At 42.3% G+C, this 22726-nt stretch carries 20 protein-coding genes; 10 read left to right on the forward strand and 10 right to left on the reverse strand.

The features are described 5' to 3' along the window. Positions 1–16 precede the first annotated feature (16 nt). On the reverse strand, positions 17–1069 hold the full coding sequence (locus HY063_08485; protein ID MBI3501816.1) for an isoaspartyl peptidase/L-asparaginase: 1053 nt from the start codon (positions 1067–1069) through the stop codon (positions 17–19). Positions 1070–1132: 63 nt separating this feature from the next. On the opposite strand from HY063_08485, the gene HY063_08490 reads away from it, so the two are divergent. Together HY063_08490 and HY063_08495 are read left to right on the forward strand one after the other, a co-directional pair. Further along, positions 1133–1912 carry a class I SAM-dependent methyltransferase gene (locus tag HY063_08490; protein MBI3501817.1) on the forward strand — a complete coding sequence of 260 codons (780 nt, stop codon included), beginning with the start codon at positions 1133–1135 and terminating at the stop codon, positions 1910–1912. 30 nt (positions 1913–1942) lie between these two features. Next, a complete protein-coding gene (locus tag HY063_08495; protein MBI3501818.1) occupies positions 1943–2662 on the forward strand; it encodes an ABC transporter ATP-binding protein in 720 nt (239 codons plus the stop codon). Here the strand turns inward: HY063_08495 and HY063_08500 are convergent, their stop codons facing one another. The 3 genes from HY063_08500 to rlmN form a co-directional block, all read right to left on the reverse strand. Further along, the gene (locus tag HY063_08500; protein MBI3501819.1) at positions 2663–3118 is read right to left on the reverse strand and encodes a hypothetical protein; all 456 of its coding nucleotides are present in this window, start codon (positions 3116–3118) and stop codon (positions 2663–2665) included. 4 nt (positions 3119–3122) lie between these two features. Continuing rightward, a complete protein-coding gene (locus HY063_08505; GenBank protein MBI3501820.1) occupies positions 3123–4097 on the reverse strand; it encodes a polyprenyl synthetase family protein in 975 nt (324 codons plus the stop codon). Positions 4098–4259: 162 nt separating this feature from the next. Beyond that, entirely contained in the window at positions 4260–5312 is a 1053-nt protein-coding gene (gene rlmN, locus HY063_08510; GenBank protein MBI3501821.1) for a 23S rRNA (adenine(2503)-C(2))-methyltransferase RlmN, read from the reverse strand. Positions 5313–5399: 87 nt separating this feature from the next. Between rlmN and HY063_08515 the strand changes: the two genes are divergently transcribed. Then, positions 5400–6563, forward strand: a complete 1164-nt coding sequence (locus HY063_08515; protein MBI3501822.1) for an amidohydrolase family protein — start codon at positions 5400–5402, stop codon at positions 6561–6563. Here the strand turns inward: HY063_08515 and HY063_08520 are convergent. Next, on the reverse strand, positions 6560–7321 hold the full coding sequence (locus tag HY063_08520) for a 2-C-methyl-D-erythritol 4-phosphate cytidylyltransferase (protein MBI3501823.1): 762 nt from the start codon (positions 7319–7321) through the stop codon (positions 6560–6562). The genes HY063_08515 and HY063_08520 overlap by 4 nt on opposite strands. Before the next feature lie 142 nt (positions 7322–7463). Further along, entirely contained in the window at positions 7464–9224 is a 1761-nt protein-coding gene (locus HY063_08525) for a long-chain fatty acid--CoA ligase (protein ID MBI3501824.1), read from the reverse strand. Positions 9225–9305: 81 nt separating this feature from the next. Here HY063_08525 and HY063_08530 point away from each other — a divergent pair, with 81 nt between their 5' ends. The 3 genes from HY063_08530 to HY063_08540 are packed head-to-tail and all read left to right on the forward strand — an operon-like array spanning position 9306 to position 11094. After that, positions 9306–9740, forward strand: a complete 435-nt coding sequence (locus tag HY063_08530) for a DUF1761 domain-containing protein (GenBank protein MBI3501825.1) — start codon at positions 9306–9308, stop codon at positions 9738–9740. 49 nt (positions 9741–9789) lie between these two features. Beyond that, on the forward strand, positions 9790–10632 hold the full coding sequence (locus tag HY063_08535) for a hypothetical protein (protein MBI3501826.1): 843 nt from the start codon (positions 9790–9792) through the stop codon (positions 10630–10632). Between the two features lie 15 nt (positions 10633–10647). Then, complete coding sequence (locus HY063_08540) at positions 10648–11094, forward strand: hypothetical protein (protein ID MBI3501827.1); 447 nt, start codon at positions 10648–10650, stop codon at positions 11092–11094. A 27-nt stretch (positions 11095–11121) separates the two neighbouring features. Here HY063_08540 and HY063_08545 read toward each other — a convergent pair whose 3' ends face one another. Both HY063_08545 and HY063_08550 read right to left on the reverse strand, forming a co-directional pair. Continuing rightward, positions 11122–12879 (reverse strand): arginine--tRNA ligase, encoded by a 1758-nt coding sequence (locus HY063_08545; protein ID MBI3501828.1) that lies wholly within the window; start codon positions 12877–12879, stop codon positions 11122–11124. A 16-nt stretch (positions 12880–12895) separates the two neighbouring features. Further along, positions 12896–13849, reverse strand: a complete 954-nt coding sequence (locus HY063_08550; protein ID MBI3501829.1) for an arginase — start codon at positions 13847–13849, stop codon at positions 12896–12898. 486 nt (positions 13850–14335) lie between these two features. Between HY063_08550 and HY063_08555 the strand changes: the two genes are divergently transcribed. From HY063_08555 to HY063_08570, 4 genes are all read left to right on the forward strand, one after another. Beyond that, on the forward strand, positions 14336–15733 hold the full coding sequence (locus tag HY063_08555) for an arginine decarboxylase (protein ID MBI3501830.1): 1398 nt from the start codon (positions 14336–14338) through the stop codon (positions 15731–15733). Between the two features lie 261 nt (positions 15734–15994). Beyond that, a complete protein-coding gene (locus HY063_08560) occupies positions 15995–16138 on the forward strand; it encodes a hypothetical protein (GenBank protein MBI3501831.1) in 144 nt (47 codons plus the stop codon). A gap of 60 nt (positions 16139–16198) precedes the next feature. Next, entirely contained in the window at positions 16199–19819 is a 3621-nt protein-coding gene (locus HY063_08565) for a gliding motility-associated C-terminal domain-containing protein (GenBank protein MBI3501832.1), read from the forward strand. 99 nt (positions 19820–19918) lie between these two features. Next, a complete protein-coding gene (locus HY063_08570; protein ID MBI3501833.1) occupies positions 19919–21796 on the forward strand; it encodes a T9SS type A sorting domain-containing protein in 1878 nt (625 codons plus the stop codon). Positions 21797–21849: 53 nt separating this feature from the next. On the opposite strand, the gene HY063_08575 is transcribed toward HY063_08570, so the two are convergent. After that, positions 21850–22119, reverse strand: coding sequence for a hypothetical protein (locus HY063_08575; GenBank protein MBI3501834.1), 270 nt, complete (start codon positions 22117–22119; stop codon positions 21850–21852). 27 nt (positions 22120–22146) lie between these two features. Continuing rightward, positions 22147–22726, reverse strand: a 580-nt coding sequence (locus HY063_08580; GenBank protein ID MBI3501835.1) for a hypothetical protein, incomplete at its 5' end; no start/stop codon positions are given.

Consider the following 22726-nt stretch of genomic DNA (forward strand, 5'->3'; position numbering starts at 1 on the left):
AAATTTTTTTGAAAAATTATTTTTCGTCTTTGTAGATTTTCACTTCTGATTTCCCGTCACTTTTTTTGTATGCGCGATACATTCCTGCCGAATTGAACGGCATGGCAATATTTCCTTTCGCGTCAATGGCAATGAGCCCGCCTTCTGCTCCCTGAGCGACAAGTTTTTTCATCACCACTTCATTCGCTGCCTGTACGAGCGTCATTCCTTTATATTCCATCAGCGCGGAAACATCATACGCCACCACGTTGCGAATGAAAAATTCTCCATGGCCGGTGCAGCTCACCGCGCAGGTTTTGTTGTTCGCATACGTGCCCGCACCAATAATCGGAGAATCGCCCACGCGCCCGAATTTTTTGTTGGTCATTCCGCCCGTGGAAGTTCCTGCGGAAATATTTCCGTATTTATCCAGCGCAACACAACCGACAGTTCCGAATTTTTTGTCTGGCATAAACTCTGCATCTTTCGGATGAACATAACCGGATGTGTCGGAAGAATTATGGTCGAGTTTTATTTCATCCTGCTTTTTTATTTTTTGAAGTTGCTGCCAGCGTTTCTCATCGTAAAAATATTTCGGGTCTTCAATTTTTAATCCCTGTTCCTTTGCGAATTTATCCGCGCCTTCTCCTGATAATAATACGTGCGGAGATTTTTCCATCACCGCTCTCGCGCCTTCAATCGGATTTTTTATGGTGTGAACTCCGGCAACTGCACCGGCTTTCAAATTTTTTCCGTCCATTACGCTTGCATCCATTTCATTTTTTCCATCGTGATTAAACACCGAACCCTTGCCCGCGTTGAAGAGTGGAGAATCTTCCATCACTTTTATGGATGCAATCACCGCATCCATCGAAGTGCCGCCTTTGGCGAGCACATCGTAACCAGCATTGAGCGCTTCGTTGAGTTTGTCTTTGTATTGCTGTTCGAGTTGCGGACTCATGCTGTCTTTGAGAATGGTTCCCGCTCCTCCATGAATTACAATGGCGAAATTTTCCATAGAAGTTTTTTGTGAAAAGAGATTTGTTCCTGCTGTGAGAATAATTGCTGAAAGGATGATTTTATTTTTCATCTGACGAATGTAGAAAATTTCAGTCATGTTTTTGCGAATTGCTACTTTCGCCCTGTGAAGCAACTGATTTTTCTTCTGAAATATTTTAAGTATTGGTTTTTCGCCAAGAACGCTCACGGAATTCATTCTCCGTTTGTATTTCAGTTATACAATGAAGCGATAAATAAAAAAGGCAGTTATTATTCCTTCGATAAAATTGAACATCTCCGAAAAAAACTTCTCATTTCAAAAAAAGAAATTGAAGTTGCAGATTTCGGAACGGGAAAATCAGGAAAGCGGAGCATTGCTGCAATTGTTCAGCGCTCGGCAAAAAATGAAAAGTATTGCCAGCTGCTTTTCCGCCTGGCATATCATTTCCATCCCGAAACAATTCTTGAACTCGGAACTTCGTTGGGAATAAGCACGCTCTATCTTGCGTCTGCAAATAAAAAAACAACTGTGATAACCATAGAAGGTTCGCCTGAAGTGGCAGAGTGCGCGCAGAAAAATTTCAGAACGGAAAATGCCGGAAACATCAAACTTGTAACCGGGAATTTTGATGTTGTTCTTCCCGATGTGCTGAATCAAAAAATAAAACTTGCAAAACGAAAACTTGATTTTTGTTTCTTCGATGGCAATCACCACAAGCAACCCACCCTGAAATATTTTTCCCAGTGTCTTGAATATGCGCACAACGATTCTGTTTTTATTTTCGATGATATTCACTGGTCAAATGAAATGGAAGAAGCGTGGGAGGAAATAAAATCTCATCCGAAAGTTTCAGTGACTGTAGATTTATTTTTTCTGGGATTAGTTTTCTTTCGAACCGAACAAGTCAAAGAGAATTTTACCCTTAGATTCTAAATTCATTTACCTTTATGCCTAATGCAATCCATCATCTCTCTCAATGATATTGGTCGTTCTTATAAAGTAGGAACAGAAATTATTCACGCGCTTCGTTCTGTTACGCTCGATATTTACAAGAATGAATATGTGGCGCTAATGGGACCATCCGGTTCCGGAAAATCCACTCTGATGAATGTGCTAGGATGTTTGGATACGCCTTCGAAAGGAGAATATATTCTGAACGGGCATTCCGTTGCGCACATGAGCGATAATCAACTCGCGGAAGTCCGCAATAAGGAAATCGGTTTTGTGTTTCAAACTTTTAATCTGATGCCGCGGCTTTCTGCGCTGGAAAATGTAACTGTTCCGCTTGTTTATTCCGGAATAAATAAAAAAGAAAGAATCAATCTTGCTATGGAATCGCTCGAACACGTAGGTCTTGGCGATAGAATGAAACATAAACCGAATGAACTTTCGGGCGGACAAAAACAACGTGTGGCAGTTGCACGCGCGCTGGTGAACAAGCCATCCATCATTCTTGCCGATGAGCCAACCGGAAATCTTGATTCAAAAACTTCGGAAGAAATTATGGGACTCTTCGAAGAAATTCACAGGCAAGGCAACACAATTATTTTAGTAACGCATGAAGAAGATATTGCGCAGCACGCACACAGAATTGTCCGCCTGAAGGACGGCTTGATTGAATCGGACAGAAAAAATGAAAATGTAATTACTGTCGGGAAAATAAAAATGGAAGCAATCGGTTAATCAGGAATTCGGCTTATCGTAATCTTTCTCCTGAATTTTATTTCCCTGCTCATCGTAAAAAATCCATTTGCCGGTTTCTTTTCCATCCTTGTAATATCCTTCGTAATAAAGTTTTTCGCTCTCGTAATACACTTTTGCACTTCCATCACGAAAACCATCTTTAAAAAAACCTTCGCTCTGAACATTTCCGTTTTCAAAAAAACTTGTCCACTGCCCGTTGCGCTTTCCGTTTATGTAATACCCGCGCATTTTTATAACACCATTCGAATATTTTAAAATATAATCTCCCTGCTGAACGGGAGGATTTTTTTCAATCACTCCAACTTTTCCGCGAAGTGTTGTGTCAATTGTTATGGAATCTTTTTTTGAATCGTTTGCATTTTTTTCCTTATCAGATGAGCAGGAAAAAAAACAGGAAGTAGAAATCAGTAAATAAAAAAATATTTTTGTTTTCATATTTCTAATTTTTTCTTTCTATCGTATAAACTACCAATTGTTCCAGCGCATTTTTTGCATCCGAATTTTTAAATTCCGAAAGAAGCTGAAGTGCTTTGTCTTTATGTTCGTGCATTTTTTGTGTTGCATATTCAATTCCTCCGCTGCTCAAAACAAAATCCGTAACCTTTGCAATTTTTTCTTCGTCTTCGTGATTATTTTTTATTGTGTTGATCATTTTTCGTTTGTCGAAGTAAGAAGCATTTTTCAATGCGTAAATTAACGGAAGCGTAAATTTTTTTTCCTTAATGTCATTTCCTGTCGGTTTGCCAATCCCATTGCCTGTTCCAAAATCAAATAAATCATCTTTAATCTGGAAAGCAATTCCCGTCTGCTCACCGAACAATCGCATCTGCTCAATTATTTTTTCATCACTTCCCACCGAAGCTGCGCCACAAGAACAGCACGAAGCAATCAGCACCGCGGTTTTCTGGCGGATGATTTCAAAATAAACGGGTTCGTCCACATCTAATCGTCTTGCTTTTTCAATCTGCAAAAGTTCGCCTTCACTCATTTCTTTCACTGCGTTGGAAACAATTCCAAGCAATCGAAAATCTTTATTGTCGGTAGACAGCAATAATCCGCGCGATAAAAGATAATCTCCAACCAGCACGGCAATTTTATTTTTCCATAGTGCGTTCAGGGAAAAAAATCCTCTGCGCATGTGCGCGTCATCCACCACATCATCGTGCACCAGCGTGGCAGTATGAAGCAATTCAATCAACGAAGCAGCGCGGTAAGTTGATTCATTCATCTCCCCGCAGGTTTTAGCAGAAAGAAACACAAACATCGGGCGCAGTTGCTTGCCTTTGCGCTTCACAATGTACTGCATGATTTTATCGAGCAGCGGAACGTGGCTCCGCATCGCATCGCGGAACTTCTGCTCGAATTCTTCCATCTCTTTTCGGACGGGCGCTTTTATTTCTTCTACGGAAACCATTTTGGGATGGTAAATGTAAGATGTATTTTTATTCGGGCTTTCCCGCGAAACGCGGTCGGGCTTTCCGCTTCAATCTTTGGCGTTTGTAATTCTGAACGAAGTGAAGAATCTATTTCGCCAAAGGATTTCCGCTGCAATCCCTAACGCAAACAGCCGCATAAATTAATTTATAAGAATTGCTTTATTCTTATTCGCCAACTGTCCGCAGGCGGCATCAATATCTTTTCCCCGACTTCTGCGGACATTCACAATGACTCTTTTGCTTTCAAGATAGCCGACAAATTTTTTCAATCGTGCATCTGTTGTCTGTCGGAATTCAGAATTGTCGATGGGATTATATTCTATAATGTTCACTTTGCACGGAACCACTCTGCAAAATTTTTCCAACTCCACCGCATCTGCAATATCATCGTTGAAATCTTTGAAGACGATGTATTCATAAGTAACGCGAGTTCCTGTTTTCTCATAAAAATATTTCAGCGCATCGGCAAGAGCTTCCAGGGAATTCTGTTCGTTAATGGGCATGATTTTATTTCTCTTCTCATCGTTTGCTGCGTGAAGCGAAAGCGCGAAATTAAATTTCACATTATCATCTCCGAGTTTTTTAATCATCTTGGCTATTCCCGCAGTGGAAACGGTGATTCTTTGAGGAGACATTCCCAAACCATCGGGCGAAGTAATTTTCTCTATTGATTCCAAAACATTTTTATAATTCAAAAGCGGTTCGCCCATTCCCATATAAACAATGTTTGAAAGAGGAATGCCATATTTCTCTTCCGACTGCTTCCTTATTATAGCAACCTGATCGTACATTTCATCTGCATCAAGATTGCGCAAGCGTTCCAATCTTCCTGTGGCGCAGAAAGAGCAGGTGAGCGAACATCCAACTTGTGAAGAAATACAGGCAGTCATTCTGTTTTCAGTGGGAATGAGAACTCCTTCTACAATATTTCCGTCATATAATCTGAAAGCATTTTTAATTGTCCTGTCTTTGCTTGTTTGAGATTCAGCAATCGTAACAGCGTGAATGGAAAAACTTTCATCCAGCATTTTGCGCGTTGTCTTCGGAAGGTTTGTCATCTCCTCAAACGAGCGGGCAGATTTTTTCCAGAGCCATTCATACACTTGCTTCGCGCGGAAAGATTTATCACCCTTCTTTTCAAAAAAAGATTTAATCTCCTCCAGCGGAAGAGCGCGTATGTTTTTTTTATTCATCTACTAATGTACTAATCCTTTACTAATTTACGAATAATGCAAAACTCTCTAATTAGTACATTCGTACCTATTAGTAAATTAGTAGATGTGAGAAAGATCTCTGCCGATTATATTTTTCCTGTTTCATCTGCCCCGATTAAAAACGGAGTTGTTACGGTTAATGAAGAAGGAATTATTTTGGAAGTCTCGAGCAATAAGTCAGAAGATGCTGAAGTTCATTCAGGAATTATCGTTCCGGGTTTTGTAAACACGCACTGCCATCTCGAACTTTCCCATCTCAAAGGACAAATTTCTGAACGCAAAGGTCTCACGGGATTTATTTCAGAACTCGTGCCGAAACGCAATACATTTTCTCCGGAACAAATAAAATCTGCGATTATATCTGCAGAAGAAGAAATGATTCGAAACGGCATTGTGGCAGTAGGGGATATTTCCAACACGGAATATTCCTTTGAGCAAAAGAAAAAAGGAAATATCTTCTATCATACATTTATAGAAATTTTTGATTTAGTTTCTGAAAAGGCGGAAGAAAAAATTTCAGAAGCGAAAACTTTAATTTCAAAATTAAAATCTCCAAATGCTTCAATTACTCCTCATGCGCCTTACAGTGTTTCCAGTAAACTAATGGAGCGGATTGACAATCTGAAACAACCTTTCCTCTCCATTCACAATCAGGAATCTTTATTAGAGAATGAATTATTTTTTTCCGGTACCGGTCCGCTTGCTGAACTTATGCAGAAAGCCGGGGTGGATGTAGATTCAAAACGCAGAGCGAAAAACTCTTTACTTTTTATTCTCGGAGGATTAATTGAAACAAAAAAAGTTTTGCTCGTTCACAACACTTACACTTCCAAAGAAGATATTAAAATCATAAAACATTATTCTGAAGGAGGAGGATGCGAAGTAGTACTTTGCTTATGTCCAAACGCGAATTTATATATAGAAAATAAACTTCCTGGCATTTCCATGTTTCTTGAACAAGGAATGAAAATGACAATCGGAACTGACAGTTTAGCATCTAACGATTCGCTTTCTGTTCTGGATGAACTGAAAACTATTTCAAATCAATATACGAAAATTCCTTTTGAAATTTTAATTACGTGGGCAACAAAAAACGGAGCGGAGTTTCTCGGAATGGAAAATGAATTCGGAACAATTGAAAAAGGAAAAAGGCCCGGTTTAAATTTGATCAAAGGAATGAATGAGAAATTTGAGCTTTCTGAAAAAATTTCCGTTCAGAAATTAATTTAAGCCACCTGCGAATTTCCTCCCAAAAGATTTAATTCTTCTGCCGGCTTCAATTTATTTCCTGACGTAACTACTGGACGATACTTCATCAGCGCTTCCGCTAAAAGGAAATCGCGCGGAGTGGTAATTTTAATATTGTCGGGATTGCCGTCAACGAGGTGAATTTTTTCTCCGCTGGCTTCCACCACCGAAGCGTCATCGGTAAAATGAATTTTATATTCAGCCACTGAATATGCTTTTTTCAGAATGCTTGCGAGAAAACATTGCGGAGTTTGGATTACGCAGTAGCGCGTGCGATCCACCGCAATACTTTTTGATGAATCAATCTGGCGGATAGAATCTGTGAGCGGAATCGCAGGCACGGCATTGCCATACATTTCTGCCGCTTTGAAAGAAGTTACAATTGTTTTTGCACTTACGAGCGGGCGCACCGCATCGTGCACCGCCACAATTCCTTCTTCGCTAACCAATGCCAATCCATTTTTCACCGACTCAAATCGGTTTTCACCGCCTTCCACTACTTTTACTTCTGTGTAAAAATTATTTTCCTTGCAGAGTTCCTGCCAGAAATTAATTTGTTCCTTGTTCAGCACCAAAATAATTTCAATACTCAATCCCGCTTCCGCAAATTTTGTGATGGTGTGCATGATGACGGGCTTGCCGTCAAGTTTCATGAATTGTTTTGGAACCGGAGTGTTTGCGCGGGTGCCGTTTCCGCCAGCAACAATGATGGCGTACTTCTTGAGAGGGATGTCTGTCATACTTTTTTCTTGTCTTTACCTAAAAATGTTTTTTGTTTTTGTTTCAGAAAAATTTCTGAATACAAAATAAAATAAAAATTTGTTTCAAGCCAACATTTTCACAAAGAATTTTTCAGAAAAGTTTTTGACAAACGTTATAAAATTATTTCTCCAAATAAATTTTTTCAACCAAATTTTTATTTGCTTCAAGAATTACTTTTCTTTTCAGGGAAAGTTTCGGAGTCATTTCGCCTCCGTCAATACTCCAGTCTTTTGAAAGGAGTTCAAACTTTTTGATGGATTCATATTGAGCAAGGGATTTGTTCATCCGCTCTATGTGGTCGTGAATAATTTTTTTCAGTTCAATATTTTTAATTGCTTCTTCGTTTCCCGGATAAGGTTTCCCTTCTTTTTCATATTTCATTTTCAGTTTTATAAATGAAGGAACAATTAATGCGGAAGCAAACTTCTGATTTTCTCCAATCACCATCACTTGTTCCACCAGCGGACATTCCTTGATTTTGTTTTCAATCATCTGCGGAGCGATGTATTTTCCTCCTGATGTTTTGAACATTTCTTTTTTCCTGTCCGTAATCTTTAAATATTTTCCTTCCTCCAAAATTCCGATATCACCTGTGTGAAACCAGTCGTCTTTGTCAATCGCTTCAGCAGTGGCGTCAGGACGCTTGTAATAGCCGAGCATAATGTTCGGGCCTTTGCAAAGAATTTCCCCATCCTCGGCAATTTTCACAGTTACGCCTTCAATCACTTTTCCCACCGTTCCGAATTTCATTCCATCAGGTTCAAGTGTGTTCACAGCAATAACAGGAGAAGTTTCTGTCAAGCCGTATCCTTCAAGAACAGGAATCTGCGCAGCCCAGAAAATTTTTGCGAGGCGAGGATTCAGCGCAGCGCCTCCTGAAACTGCCGCGCGCACATTTCCGCCAAGAGCTTCGCGCCATTTGGAAAAAATAAATTTGTTGGCAAGTTTCAATTGGAAATTATACCACCAACTTCCTTTTCCTACTCCTTCAAATTTTTCTCCGAGCGCGAGCGCCCAGAAAAATAATTTTCGTTTTATGCCGGTGAGTTCATTTCCTTTCGAAACAATTCTGTCATAAACTTTTTCCAGCAAACGTGGCACACAGGAAAAAACATTTGGTTTTATTTCGCGCAAATTATCTCCTATGGTTTCCAAACTCTCAGCATAATAAATCGAAACCCCGAGATACATATATAAAGAAACCAACATTCGCTCGTAAATATGATTGAGCGGAAGAAAGCTCAAACATTTATCGTTGTGGTCGCATGGCGGAAGATGGCGCACGGCATACACATTCGAAAAAATATTATTGTGGGAGAGCATCACCCCTTTCGGAGTACCTGTCGTTCCCGAAGTATAAAGTATGGTTGCCAAATCATTTTCCTTTATAGAATCCTTGATAGATTTTAGTTTCGCTTCATCTTTATTTTTTTTTCCGAGTTCAACTAAATCGGTGAAATGTTTTGCAGCAGGAAAACTATTGAAGGTGTAAATATCTTTCATGCCCGGCACATTTGCCGAAACTGTTTTTACCTTATTATATATATCCTCGGCAGAAACAAAAATATATTTCACCTGCGCATCTTTTAGAATAAATTCCAAATCATGCTCGCTCACCGTAGGATAAATGGGAATGAGAATGCAGCCGCTCATCTGAATTCCCATATCTGCAAAATTCCATTCGGGACGATTGTTGGCGAGAATTGCAATCTTATCTTCGCGCTGAACTCCGAGCGCGAGCAAACCGCAGGCAAGATTTTCGGAATAGTCAATAAAATCTTTTGTGGAATAAGAAATCCATTTTCCGTTTTCTTTTTTTGAAAGCGCGTCTGCTTTCGGGTATTTTTCGTGAAACTGGTATAAAATATCAAACAATCTCATGTGAACAAAATTAGAGATTTATTAGTAGCCAACTATAAAATATTCGATAACTTCGATGTATAAAATATAAACTCATCACAAATGATTATTCAACATCTCAACTGGCTCGCGGTTGCCGCTGGAGCAATTGCGTATTTCGTTCTCGGAGCAATTTGGTTCGGTCCCATTTTCGGAAAAATGTGGATGGCAGGGCATAAAATAAATCCGCCATCTCCTGAAGAAAAAGAAAAAATGAAAAAAGAAATGTGGAAGTTTATGCTCCCCACTCTTGTTCTTTGTTTTGTCGGCACAGTTGCGCTGGCATATTTCATTCACGTTTTCAGTTTTTACAATGTGAACTGGCGCTGGTACAGCGGAGTGAAAGTTGCGCTTGTTGGCGGAGTTGGTTTCACGAGCGTTGCAATTATAATGAACTATATATATCTGCAGAAGCCATTGAAGATTATGATTATTGATTCTGCATTTCACGTAGCAGGATTAACCATTGCGAGCATTATTTTATCGGTTTGGATGTAAGTAAAAAGTTTCTGTATCTTCGCAATCTATTCGTTTCATTCAAATAAACATGAGAAAATTTTTTCACTTAACCGGAGTATTTTTAGCCGGAATTATTATTTCTTCCTGCGGAACTGCTAAAGAAGATGAAACCCAGCCCGCACAGGATACAGTTGCAGTTGCTGCAACAAAAGATACAGGCAATTTGGCAAAAGATTTTTTCTATTCCCTGCCATCGCCTCTTATAATGGCAAAAATTTTTAAAAAGACCGGATTAAAATATGTAGATGGAGTTGCAAATTCTCCAGATAACATTTCAAAATATTCTTCCGTTAACAGCAAAACGCTGAACCTTGGCATTTACAGCGCTGACCTTGCTTACACGGTGCTTAACAAACAAACACAGCAGGCAAGTAAATACATGGAGTCAGTAAAAAAACTTTCGGATGATTTGGGAATGTCCAGTTTATTTGATTCAGATGATTATCTCAAGCGATTTAAAAATAATCTTAACAACGAAGATTCACTCATCAAAGTGGTGTGCGATTTGAAAAGCGAGATGGATGTTTTCATGAAAGACAATGAAAAAGAAAAACAAACGCTGATGATTTTCATAGGAGCATGGATTGAAAACATGTACATAGCCACGCAACTCACGAAAGAAGCGAACAAAGAAAAAGTTGCCACCCGCATTGCAGAGCAAAAATATATTCTGAACAGTTTGATGAACGTAAGCGCAAATTTTCAAAGCGATCCGGAATTCAAAGACCTGTATAATAAACTTAATGAACTGAAAACTTTGTTTGATAATTTAACTGTTCAAGGAGACAATGAAAAAATAATCATGGATGAATTACAATTGAAAGCCATCACGGAAAAAACCCGCGATCTCAGAAAAGAAATTGTTGGATAAAAAAATTATTTACACATGAAAAAATTTTTATTTGCTTTCTTTTTTTCTTTCTTAGCCGTATTTTCTTTTGCTCAGCAATGCAAGGTGAAACCCATTGTGAAAAATTGCATGGATGCAATGCCGCCCTATCAATATGACAGTTATGCAGTGAAGGAAATTGTTTACGGCCCAAAACCCAAAAAAGAATTTATAGAATTTGAAGTTTACTCCGGTGAAGAATACAAACTTGTTTTTGGAAAAACTGTTTTGCCGCAGGAAGTTGGAATTAATATTTATGACAAACGCCCAAGCAGTGCGGATAAAAAAATTCTTTTCTTTGACGAAAGCGGAAAGAAAGATAATTTTGTTTGCAACTTTACTCCTACAAAAACCGGTTCTTATTATATAGAATACGAAATTCCTGCTGCGTCCGCGCCAAACCAGAAAGGATGTTTTGTGGTGCTGATTGGAATCAAGGAATAAGTTCCCCCTGCCCTCAAGGGAATTTCATTACATTCTTTCAGGAACCGCAATGCCTAAAAGTTCAAGCGAAGATTTAATTACTGCTGAAGTTTTTTCAGAAAGCAGTAATCTGAAATTTTTCTCTTCTTCTTTTTCCGCTTTTAGAATCGGAATTTCCTGATAGAATTGGTTGAACTCCTTTGCTAAATCAAAAACATAATTTGCAACATGTCCGGGATTATATTGCTCTGCTGATTCAGAAATAATTTTTGGATAATCATGAATGAGTTTGATTACATTTTTTTCTTTTGGAAGAATATTTTGGATTTCTTGTGATTTGTGATTTGTGATTTGTGATTTTCTTAACACCGAACGAATTCTCGCGTACGTATATTGAATGAATGGGCCCGTGTTTCCGTTAAAGTCAATAGATTCTTCAGGATTGAAAAGCATTCTTTTCTTCGGGTCAACTTTAAGAATGAAATATTTCAGCGCTGACATTCCAATCATCTTATAAAGTTTTTCTGCTTCTTCGGAAGAAAGTTCATCTGCTTTTCCTAACTCCTGAGTTTTTGCTTTGGCGGTTTGAATCATTTCCGCAATTAAATCATCTGCATCCACTACTGTTCCTTCACGCGATTTCATTTTGCCGGATGGAAGATCAACCATTCCGTAAGAAAGATGAAAAAGGTTCTCTGCCCATTCGTAACCAAGTTTTTTCAGAACGAGAAATAAAACTTTGAAGTGATACTCTTGTTCATTTCCTACCACATAAATTTTTCTGTCGAAGTGAAATTCTTTTTGCCGCTCAATCGCAGTTCCCAAATCCTGCGTGATGTAAACAGATGTTCCATCCGAGCGCAGAAGAAGTTTTTCATCCAAACCGTCTTTCGTTAAATCAATCCAAACGGAACCGTCATCTTTTTTATAAAAAATATTTTTCTGCAATCCTTCTTCTACAGTTTTTTTTCCGAGTAAATATGTTTCAGATTCATAATAAGTTTTTTCAAATTCCACCCCTAAATCTTTATAGGTTTTTTCAAAGCCGTCATGTACCCAGCCGTTCATTTTTTTCCAGAGAGCGATTGTTTCCGAATCTCCCGCCTCCCATTTCCTTAATAGTTCCTGAACTTCCTTCATCAATGGTGCATTTTGTATTTCTTCTTGGGACTTGGCGCTTGGGACTTGGGACTTGAGATTTTGGTCAAAGAGAACATAATATTTCCCCACCAGATGATCTCCCTTCATTCCGCTCGATTGCGGAGTTTCTCCGTTCCCCCATTTTTTCCAAGCGAGCATTGATTTGCAAATATGAATTCCTCTGTCGTTCACAAGATTTACTCGAACAACTTTTTTTCCGCTTGCTTTTAGAATATTTGAAATGGAACTTCCGAGCAAATTATTTCTGATGTGACCGAGGTGAAGAGGTTTGTTTGTGTTCGGAGAAGAAAATTCAACCATAACGGTTTCCGAAATGGTTGATGGTTGATGGTTGATGGTTGATGTTAAATATTTTATCCAGTATTCATCTGCAACGACAAGATTCAAAAATCCTTTTACAACATTAAATGATTTTACTTCAGGAATATTCTGCTTGAGATATTCTCCGATTTTGTTTGCGGTTTCTTCGGGAGATTTTTTTGAAACCTTCGTCAGCGGAAAAACTAACAGCGTAATATCTCCCTCAAATTCCTGCTTGGTTTTCTGAAAAGTGATTTGATTGGGAGAAACGGATTGGTCGAAAAGAAATTTTATTCCTTCAACTACTTTCCCTTTCAGTAATTCTTCAATTCGTAATTCGCCCATTCGTAATTCGTAAGAGTTAGAAATCGTTTATCAATTGATTGGTCGCCTTCAGCAAAATCTCAAATGCATTTTCTGCCATCAGGTTTTCTTTGTCGAGTGTAGGATTTATTTCCACCACTTCGAGGCAGCAAACTTTTTTGCTTCGCAGCAAATAATAAATAAGATTGCCTGCTTCTTTTTCGGTGAGTCCTCCCGGAACAGGAGTGCCGGTGCCTTTGGAAATTTCCGGATCCATTGCGTCTACATCAAAAGAAATATAAATCAAATCGCAGGTATCAAGCGAAGCAAGCATGAGCGCAGCAACTCTTTCCACTCCGCGATTTCTAATTTCTGCAACAGAAGTATTTTTCACGCTGTGTTTCTTCAAAAGATATTCTTCCTGCCTTTCAAAGTCGCGGACAGAAACCATCACGATGTCTTCATAATGAGCCTTCGGAGAAATATTTCCAATGTGTTTTAATTTTTCCCACCACTGAATTGTTTCTTCATCGGGTTTGTTCACCTGCATTTCCTTGTTGTCTTCTCCGAGAATTGTTGCAATCGGCATTCCGTGCATATTGCCCGATGGAGTTGTGTAAGGCGAATGAATATCCGCGTGCGCGTCAATCCAGATGATGCCGAGTTTTTTTTCTGGGAACGCCATTTTAATTCCTGTTGTAACTCCGATGGCAGAAGTGTGGTCGCCCGCGAGTACGATGGGAAATGTTCCTTCCTCTTTGCAAAATTCTGAAACTTGTTTTGCAAGGCGCTCGGTGAATGAATAAACTCCTTTTATTCTTTTCGCAAAATCATTTTCAACGGGCTCGAGCAGCAAGCGGTTCTCATTGGGAACTTCCACCGATTCGTGGCGCTTGAAAAAAGAACTTCCGAAATCAAGCGCAGCGGTTTTGATTGCATCAACGCCCAATCCTGCCCCGCGTGTGCCCGCACCGATTTCGGATTTTACTTCTATGAGTTTTATTTTTTTCACTTGGCAAATATAATTAAGAACTCACCCCCTTGCCCCCTCTCTTTTAAAAAGAGAGGGGGAATAATTTCTGATTTCATTATTCCCCGACCTAAAGGTCGGGGCTATTAACATTTCACTCTTACAGAGTGAAGAAAAAATCAGAGACAAAATTTTATGGCTCTGTTTTCCCGTAGGGAAAAATATTAATATCCCCGCGCTTCAGCGCGGGGATGAGAAATGCCACACACAATCTCCCCTCTCCTTTTTTAGGAGAGGGGTTGGGGGTGAGGTCTTGCGTGAGCGATTGAGCCTCCCGATAGCTATCGGGATGTTTGAACTCTTTTTTGCGCTTCGCAAAAAAAGTGAGTGGCGAAAGCGCAACTGCGAGCTTCGCGCGGACACGCCCAAATCCGACTCACTTACTTCATCAAAAAAAAGTTGAAGTAAACCACTTACTTTGATAAATTATTAGCAACTTCGCGAACTTAAATTTTTGGAGAACATTTTATGAAAAATAAATATCGGGATTTGATTCAGCAAACATTTCACTTTCCGCAGGAGGGTTTCAATGTGGTTGACGGTGAACTGCATTTTTGCGATGTGCCGCTGATGGACATCATCAAGCAATATGGCACGCCTCTTAAAATAACTTACCTGCCGAAAATCGGGCAGCAGATTCAGAAAGCAAAAAAACTTTTTAACGTGGCGATGGCGAAAGCGGATTACAAAGGAAGTTATACGTATTGCTACTGCACCAAGAGTTCGCATTTTTCTTTTGTGGTGGATGAAGTGCTGAAGAACGATGTGCACATTGAAACTTCTTCCGCTTATGATATTCCGATTGTGAAAGAATTATATCGCCAGGGAAAGATTGACAAAAACACCTGGGTGGTTTGCAACGGATACAAACGTAAACCGTATCCGCAGTTTATTGTTGACCTGATTAATAACGGTTTCAAAAATGTAATTCCCGTTTTGGATAATAAAAGCGAATTAGAATATTACAAGCGCTATGTGAAAGGAAAATGTAATCTCGGAATCAGAATTGCTTCGGAAGAAGAACCGACCTATGATTATTATACTTCGCGTTTGGGAATCCGCTACAAAGAGATTGTTCCTTTTTATAAGGAAAGAATAAAAGGAAATAAAAAGTTGAAATTAAAAATGCTTCACTTCTTTGTGAGTGCGGGAATCAAGGATACAATTTATTACTGGACGGAACTTGCAAAATGTCTGAACGTGTATGCCGAGCTGAAAAGAATTTGTCCTGAACTCGATTCGCTGAACGTGGGCGGTGGTTTGCCAATCCGCACTTCGCTCGGCTTTGAATACGATTACGAGTACATCATCGAAGAAATTATTTCGCAGATAAAAACTTTCTGCAAGCAGAACAAAGTGAAAGAGCCGAACATCTTCACCGAATTCGGTTCGTTCACCGTTGGCGAAAGCGGTGCCGCACTTTATTCCGTTGCCGACCAGAAACAGCAGAACGACCGCGAACTCTGGTATATGATTGATTCGTCATTCATCACCACGCTTCCTGACACTTGGGGAATTAATCAGCGATTCATTTTACTTTCCGTGAATCACTGGGACAAAGAATATCAGCGCGTGAATCTCGGAGGATTGAGTTGTGATGGCTTGGATTATTACAACACCGAAGCGCACACCGAGCAAATTTTTCTTCCGAAGATTGGTCACGGAAGCGATGGTCCTTTATATATAGGATTCTTTCACACGGGCGCTTACCAGGAATCGCTCGCTGGCTATGGCGGAATTCAGCATTGCCTCATTCCATCACCCAAACACGTTTTGATAGACCGCGATGAGAACGGAGAAATCACCACAAAACTTTTTGCGAAGGAGCAAACATTTAAATCAATGCTGAAGACGCTGGGATATTGAAAACCTACTAAATAAGTAGTATTTATGCAACTTACCAACACATTAAAAAATAATTGCCAAAAAACTTGACAATTTAAAATTAATTGTTAAACATTTGCACCGCAATGAGCAGAACTCTCGCACATAATCCTGATAAGGTGCATCACCCGCTTCCATGTTTTATTGGTTTAAGTTAGCGGGAGAGGTCTGCCTGTTGGAAAAGGAAAAATAAATCTGCAGGGCTCTTCCGTAAAAAGGAGAGCCCTCATTTTTTTAGGAGCAATGAAAAAAATAAACAGAACAAGATACAATGCTTTCGTCCATCTTCTCGTGAAAGATAAGGGCGGGCTTTCCGCCATTGCAAATTTTTTTTCTCACACGCATCGCTCTTACGAAAAAACCGGAAGGGCTTTTTTATTTTTATGACAACACCAAACCAATATATATCCGATGCAACACCTCTATTCTTCCTCTTGTTTTTCAAGAATGGCAGTCCTTCTTGGGATTACATTCAGAATATTTTTTGCTGAAGCGCAAACAACCCCCGTACCCGGACCCACTGCAGCATTAAGCACCTGGCAGATGTTTCGTGGCGGGCAGCAGCACCACGCGCAGCAGTTGCAGAAGGGAGCATTCACCGCTGCGCCCAAGTTGAAGTGGCAATACATTGCTCCTCCCGGAAACGGTGGAGGTGGCGAAGGCGAACCTGCCATCGGAGATGTTAACGGCAATGGAATTACCGATGTGGTTTCCGCCTTCAAGCAAACAGTGAATGCAATAGTCGGCTCAAGCGGCACACTCATCTGGAACTATACAACAGGCGCGCAAATCAACGGAAGCCCGGTGATTGCCGATGTGGACAACAACGGAACAATGGACGTGGTGGTGTGCAGCAATAAAGTGTATGCCCTCAATGGAAATAACGGAAGCGTAATCTGGACATTTACTCCCGCTCCTCTTAAAGATTTCAATGCTTCCCCGGTGGTTGCCGATGTTGTTCTCGGAGGAACCCCCGAAGTAATCGTTACCTGCGACAACGGAAAAGTATATTGCCTCAACGGAGGTACAGGTGCCATGATTTGGTCGTACACGATTATTAACACCAATGAAAATTTCTGGGCATCGCCTGCGGTGGGCGATGTTGACAAAAACGGTCAGCCCGATGTTGTCATTATTTCTCCTTCCGATGTATTTGGAAATGGAGCACAGGTTATAGCATTGACTGGAAATAACGGAACCGTTATCTGGACATATACAAACGCTGCTTTCAAGTTCGATCCAATTCCGCAGTCGCCCGTAATCTGCGATGTGAACCAGGATTGCATCGTGGATGTGCTTGCTCCGCAGGGCGGAAATTTATACAACATTGCCGGCAACACCGGTTTGCTTCAGTGGAGCAAAACAAATTTTGGCTCAGGCACTCCTGCCGTTGCCGATATTGACGGAAACTGTGATTTGGAAATTGTTTGCGGAGGACCAAAAGTATTAGACAAAAATGGAAATCAAATGTGGGCAATCGCTGGCGGAACTGCCGGATGGAATGCGCCCGCTCCGCGCGTGGGAGATTTTAATCCGAGCAGCGCGGGATTGGAAATTGTGGTGGGCACTGCCTATGACACCACCGGCACGAAAGATATTGTTCAGATGTATTCTTCCACCGGCACCCTGCTATGGGGATACAAGCAAGTCGGGCATACGTGTGAAGGAATTGCGGTGGGAGACATTGACAATGACGGCTGCGTGGAAGTGGTGGTGAATCCCGATTGCTGCAACGGAACCTCCAGCGTGATTGCGCTCGATGATGTTGCGGGCGCTGCCAACTGCGGCATCACCAACTATCCGTCCAATGCCGGGTTTTCTGCCAGCGCCACCACCATTTGCATTAACGGCTGCATCAACTTCACCAATTTAAGTTCGCTCTGTGCCACCGCGTGGACGTGGAGTTTTCCCGGTGGAAATCCTTCTTCGTATGTGGGGCAAAATCCTCCGCAGGTTTGTTACACCACCGCAGGAACCTATACCGCTTCGCTCATTGCAACTTTCGGAAACTGTTCTCCGGCAGGGCATGATACGGCAAATCTTGTCATCACTGTTCAGAATTGCAATACGGTTGCTGTGGCAACCACCGGAGCAAATCTTTGTTCGGGAAGTTGCGCGAATATTTCTGCCGGCATTTCCGGAGGAACTTCTCCTTTTACTTACGCATGGAATCCTTCGGGGCAAACCGCTTCGGCAATCACTGTGTGCCCGACTGCCACCACCACTTACACTGTTTTGATTACCGATGCAACAGGAGCAACTGCAACCGATACGGCAATCGTGACAATAAATTCTTCGCCCGCGGCAACCGTTTCTTCTCCCGCCACTATTTGCGCTGGAAGCAATTACACGCTCACTGCAGGAGGCGGAGGAAATTATTCGTGGAACACAGGCGCCACCACTTCTTCCATAACAATTACTCCCACTACTACTGCAACTTATTCGGTGATTGTTACCAACGGAAGCGGGTGCAAGGATACTGCGGCAACAACTATCACAGTTACTCCCATGATTAATCCTACTGTGAGCCCTTCGGTGATTTGCGCAGGCGACAGCGCAGTGATTATTGCTTCGGGCGGAAACACTTATTCGTGGAACACGGGCGCCACCACTTCTTCCATCACCGTTTCGCCAACGGTTACTACTTCTTATAGTGTAGTTGTTACTGCGGGAAGTTGCACTGCCACTGCCGTTGCAACGGTTACGGTTACCACCAGCATCACCGCGAATGTGAGCGGCAGCACTTCCATTTGCGTGGGAAGCACAACAACGTTGACTGCATCGGGCGGAACAACTTTTACATGGAGTACGGGTGCAACTTCCGCTTCCATCACAGTGAGTCCGACTTCCAGCGCAACCTATTCTGTAATTGTTTCCAGCGGAACGTGCATGGATTCCACGAGCGTGAATGTAACAGTGAATCCTCCGCCTGTGCCGGCTATTTCGCCCAATCAAACCATTTGCAGCGGAACATCGGCAACGCTTACGGCTTCGGGCGGAACTTCTTTCTCGTGGAACACCGGGGCGAATTTTCCTTCCATCACTGTGAACCCGAATGTCACCACAAGTTATACGGTTACTGTTACCGATGCCAACGGATGCACTGCCACGGCAAGTGCCACGGTGTTTGTCAATCCATCGCCCGCGGCAGCCATCAGCGGAAACACGCTGCTCTGCACAGGCGATGCCACCACTCTTACCGGAAGCGGGGGAGGAAATTATTCGTGGAGCAATGGCGCCACCACTTCGGCCCTTACGCTGAATCCTGCTTCCACCGGCTCCACCACCTATACCTTAATTGTTACGAATGCCAGCGGCTGCAGCAGCGCTGCCACCGCAACGGTAACGGTTTCTCCTCCGCCAAGCGCGCTCATCAGCGGCTTCAATAATATTTGCCAGGGGCAGGTTGCTACGCTGAATGCTTCGGGAGGTGCAACGTATTCATGGAACACAGGTGCAACCACTGCAACCATTCATCCTCCGGCAGGAGGAAATTATTACGTGGTGGTTACCAACGGAAGTTGTTCCGACACGGCTTACGCAACAGTAATTGTGAACCCCGTTCCCATTGCCAATGCAGGTCCCAGCGTAGTCATCAACATTGGCGACCAGACCACGCTTTCTGCCAATGGCGGAGTAAGTTTTTCGTGGGCGCCTTCCGATGGATTGAGTTGCACGCTATGCCAGAACCCGGTTGCCAATCCCACTTCCACCACCGATTACTGCGTGTATGTGAAAGATGCTGCGGGCTGCATGGATTCCGCCTGCGTGCGCGTGACGGTTGAAATAAACTGCAAACCCGTTTACGTGCCTAATGCATTTTCTCCGAATGGCGATGGCGAGAACGATGTGTTTTATGTATATGGAAATTGCATAAAGGAAATGAAACTGGTAATTTACGACCGATGGGGAGAAAAAGTATTTCAAACCACCGACCCGAAAGAAGGATGGAACGGGGAATACAAAGGAGAAGTGCAGGGCTGCGCTGTGTTTGCATATTATTTGCAATACACGCTTTTCAACAGCGAAACGGGAAGCAAAAAAGGAAATATAAGTTTAATGAAATAACATTTAAGAAAAATGAAACAAATTTCCTCAACCTCACCCCGTCCTACCGACACCTCTCTCCTTGTGCAAGGAGAGGGGAAGAGAGTGAGGTTTTTTCCAATGCAAACCAAAATCTTCTTCTCACTGATTGTTTTTCTCATTACTGCGCAACTTCTTTTTGCGCAAAGCCAGTTTGAAGTCGAGTACGGCTCAGGCGTTCCCATTCCCGACCCTGAATCAAATGTGATGGATACGCTCAACAGCGGGGGCTTCATCATTGGCGGAACGTGGTACGCAAGCAGTGTTCCCGATATTGCCCTCATTAAAACCGACAACATGGGCAACGAGCAATGGAGAAAATCATTCGACATAGGAGGCAATTCCGATTCAGTGTTTGCAGTGAAAACGCTGAGCGATGGAAGTTACCTCTTAGTGGGCAACACCTGGGTGGGAACTTCGGGCGATGATATTTTTGTTACCAGCATTGACCCCAGCGGAACTTCGGTGAACTGGGCGAAAAGCATTGCCAACACCGGCACCAGCAATGACATGGCGCAGAACGCAACTTCCACTTCTGACGGGGGATTTATTTTAACCGGCACTTCCGACAGTTCCGGTCCCGATTTATGGGTGGTGAAACTCACTGCCGGCTTAACGCTTGACTGGTGCCGCAAAGTCAGAACCGCTTTTACCGATGCGGGGCATTGCGTGAAGCAGACCAGCGATGGCGGATATATTGTGGCAGGCACTTATGGCGTGTCGGCTTCCAATCAGGATGCCTTCCTCATGAAACTTACCAGCAGCGGAACTATAACATGGGCGAAACGCTACGCGGTGGATTTAGGTTCTTCCAACAAGAACGAAGAGTTTTTCAGCGTAATAGAAATGAGCGATGGAAAATTTGTGGCGTGCGGCTATGCCGATGATTTTTTTTCCATGCAGGATTTTTTTGTGGTGAAAGTCAAAAGCGATGGCTCGCTGGTGTGGGCGAAAACATACGATGATGGCGGCACCGAAGACCCCGGGCTGGGCATTGCCCGCAGCCATACGGCAGGCGATAAAGACAGTTTGCTCATTTACGGCATACGCGCATCCACTACGTATGAACTAATCAAAACCGACAGCGCGGGAGTAAAAAAGTTCAACAAAGAATTCGGCATGGCGGGATTTGTTCCCTACATGTGCAAAGAGCCCTTCTGGATGCCTGACCGGAGCGCTGTGTTCACGCATAACGCCAGCGCGAGCGCACGGTTCGGGCTCACCAAAACAAAATTGGATTTGACCAACTGCAGTTGGGGCGCTGCGCGAAGCATTACCGTTACCGCGCGCACTCCCACCGTTACAGCAGTTGCCGGAACTTTTTTAGGAACGAACGCCACGGTGGCAAACATCACGGTTTCTTCTTCCACGCCTTTCACGAGCACCCAAAACACCGGCTGCCAGCAACTCATGCCCGTTGAACTTTTATTCTTCACAGGAAAAAACGAATGCGATAAAACTATTCTGCAATGGGAAACCGCTTCGGAAAAAAATAATGATTATTTTGAAATACAACGGAAGGATGGAAGTATGGAAGAATGGAAGGATGTTGGCGAAGTAAAAGGCGCGGGAAATTCCACAACCACTCTTAACTATGAGTTTATTGACTCTGAACTGCCAACTGCCGCTGCCACTTTATATTACCGCCTGAAACAAACCGACTTTGACGGCAATTATAAATACTGCAACCCCATTGCCGTTAAAACAAACTGCGGAAACGAAATCAGCATCTATCCCAATCCATTTGCCGAAACGGCAACACTGCGAATTACGAATCCTGGCGAATTACGAATTACGGATATTAAAATGTATGATGTATTTGGCAAAGAAGTCAGTTTATCCATTATTCGTAATTCGGATTCATTCGTACTTCGTAGGAACGGCTTGCCGGGCGGAGTTTACGTGGTGAAGATTTCTGTCGGAAGCAGAATGATAACAAAGAAAATTGTGATGGAGTAAATTTAGGTGCGGCAGATAGCAGGCAGGACTATTTTCAGCGTATTTTTCTCATTTCAGGTCGTAGTTGCTGCTTTGCAGATAAGAAAAATTATTTTGCTTATCTGCATAGCAACTTTGCAGAGAGTAGTTGCTGCTTTGCAGACACACATAGCCACTTTGCAGCACTGCATCGCTGCTTTGCAGAACTGCAAAACCACTTTGATGAACTGCAACACTGCTTTGCAGATAAGAAAAGTTATTTTTCTTATAGTAGTTGCTGCTTTGCTTATAGTAGAAATGACTTTTCCGATAGTAAAGAGCACTTCTCCTTTAGTAAAGAGCATCTTTACTACTTGCAAAGTGGTTTTTTTCTACGAAATCACAACATAGATGAAGTCAGTCCACTGGTAGTGGTCATCGGTGGTGTGGTTGAACAAAGGATGCCCCGCTTTGCTTAGGGCTATTTTTGAGGTGGTTTTACTGGTTTTTGTTTCCGTAACGGTGGTTTTTTTGGTGTGTTTCACACTCGTTATGCCGGCATGCTGAATGCCGATGATGGCTGCGCTTGGCAGGTTGGAAATCACCGCATGGGCTTCGAGGGTAAAGAGGATGGGACGGAGCACGGCAGGGGCAATGCCTTTTGCGGTGGTCATGCCGTATCTCCACAAATGCCCTTCGTTTCCTTTTTTCGTTTTTGTTTTCTTCACTTCGGCTGTTCCCGGTTCGGGCGAATCGCCTGTGAAATCGGGGTGCAGCAGCACGGGTTTCTTTTTGAGTTTGAGTCCCACACGCAGCACCACCGTTTCGCCTGCGGTAACATCGCCTGCCGCCACCGCCACATCGTTTGCAACTGCCATCACATATTGCGCAATTTTTTTGTACGAACGGATTACAATGTTGCGCGCCCCTATTTCCTGGTCAGCCGTGGCAGTGGGCGGAATGGTCTGCCGT

Source organism: Bacteroidota bacterium, assembly GCA_016195025.1.
GTDB lineage: Bacteria > Bacteroidota > Bacteroidia > Palsa-948 > Palsa-948 > Palsa-948.

What these genes read in the sequence shown, in the direction of transcription:
- HY063_08485 (MBI3501816.1), bottom strand. Translation starts at nt 1,069, where the DNA reads ATGAAAAATAAAATCATCCTTTCAGCAATTATTCTCACAGCAGGAACA.
- HY063_08500 (MBI3501819.1), bottom strand. Translation starts at nt 3,118, where the DNA reads ATGAAAACAAAAATATTTTTTTATTTACTGATTTCTACTTCCTGTTTT.
- HY063_08505 (MBI3501820.1), bottom strand. Translation starts at nt 4,097, where the DNA reads ATGGTTTCCGTAGAAGAAATAAAAGCGCCCGTCCGAAAAGAGATGGAA.
- rlmN (MBI3501821.1), bottom strand. Translation starts at nt 5,312, where the DNA reads ATGAATAAAAAAAACATACGCGCTCTTCCGCTGGAGGAGATTAAATCT.
- HY063_08520 (MBI3501823.1), bottom strand. Translation starts at nt 7,321, where the DNA reads ATGACAGACATCCCTCTCAAGAAGTACGCCATCATTGTTGCTGGCGGA.
- HY063_08525 (MBI3501824.1), bottom strand. Translation starts at nt 9,224, where the DNA reads ATGAGATTGTTTGATATTTTATACCAGTTTCACGAAAAATACCCGAAA.
- HY063_08530 (MBI3501825.1), top strand. Translation starts at nt 9,306, where the DNA reads ATGATTATTCAACATCTCAACTGGCTCGCGGTTGCCGCTGGAGCAATT.
- HY063_08535 (MBI3501826.1), top strand. Translation starts at nt 9,790, where the DNA reads ATGAGAAAATTTTTTCACTTAACCGGAGTATTTTTAGCCGGAATTATT.
- HY063_08540 (MBI3501827.1), top strand. Translation starts at nt 10,648, where the DNA reads ATGAAAAAATTTTTATTTGCTTTCTTTTTTTCTTTCTTAGCCGTATTT.
- HY063_08545 (MBI3501828.1), bottom strand. Translation starts at nt 12,879, where the DNA reads ATGGGCGAATTACGAATTGAAGAATTACTGAAAGGGAAAGTAGTTGAA.
- HY063_08555 (MBI3501830.1), top strand. Translation starts at nt 14,336, where the DNA reads ATGAAAAATAAATATCGGGATTTGATTCAGCAAACATTTCACTTTCCG.
- HY063_08560 (MBI3501831.1), top strand. Translation starts at nt 15,995, where the DNA reads ATGAAAAAAATAAACAGAACAAGATACAATGCTTTCGTCCATCTTCTC.
- HY063_08565 (MBI3501832.1), top strand. Translation starts at nt 16,199, where the DNA reads ATGGCAGTCCTTCTTGGGATTACATTCAGAATATTTTTTGCTGAAGCG.
- HY063_08570 (MBI3501833.1), top strand. Translation starts at nt 19,919, where the DNA reads ATGCAAACCAAAATCTTCTTCTCACTGATTGTTTTTCTCATTACTGCG.
- HY063_08575 (MBI3501834.1), bottom strand. Translation starts at nt 22,119, where the DNA reads ATGCTCTTTACTAAAGGAGAAGTGCTCTTTACTATCGGAAAAGTCATT.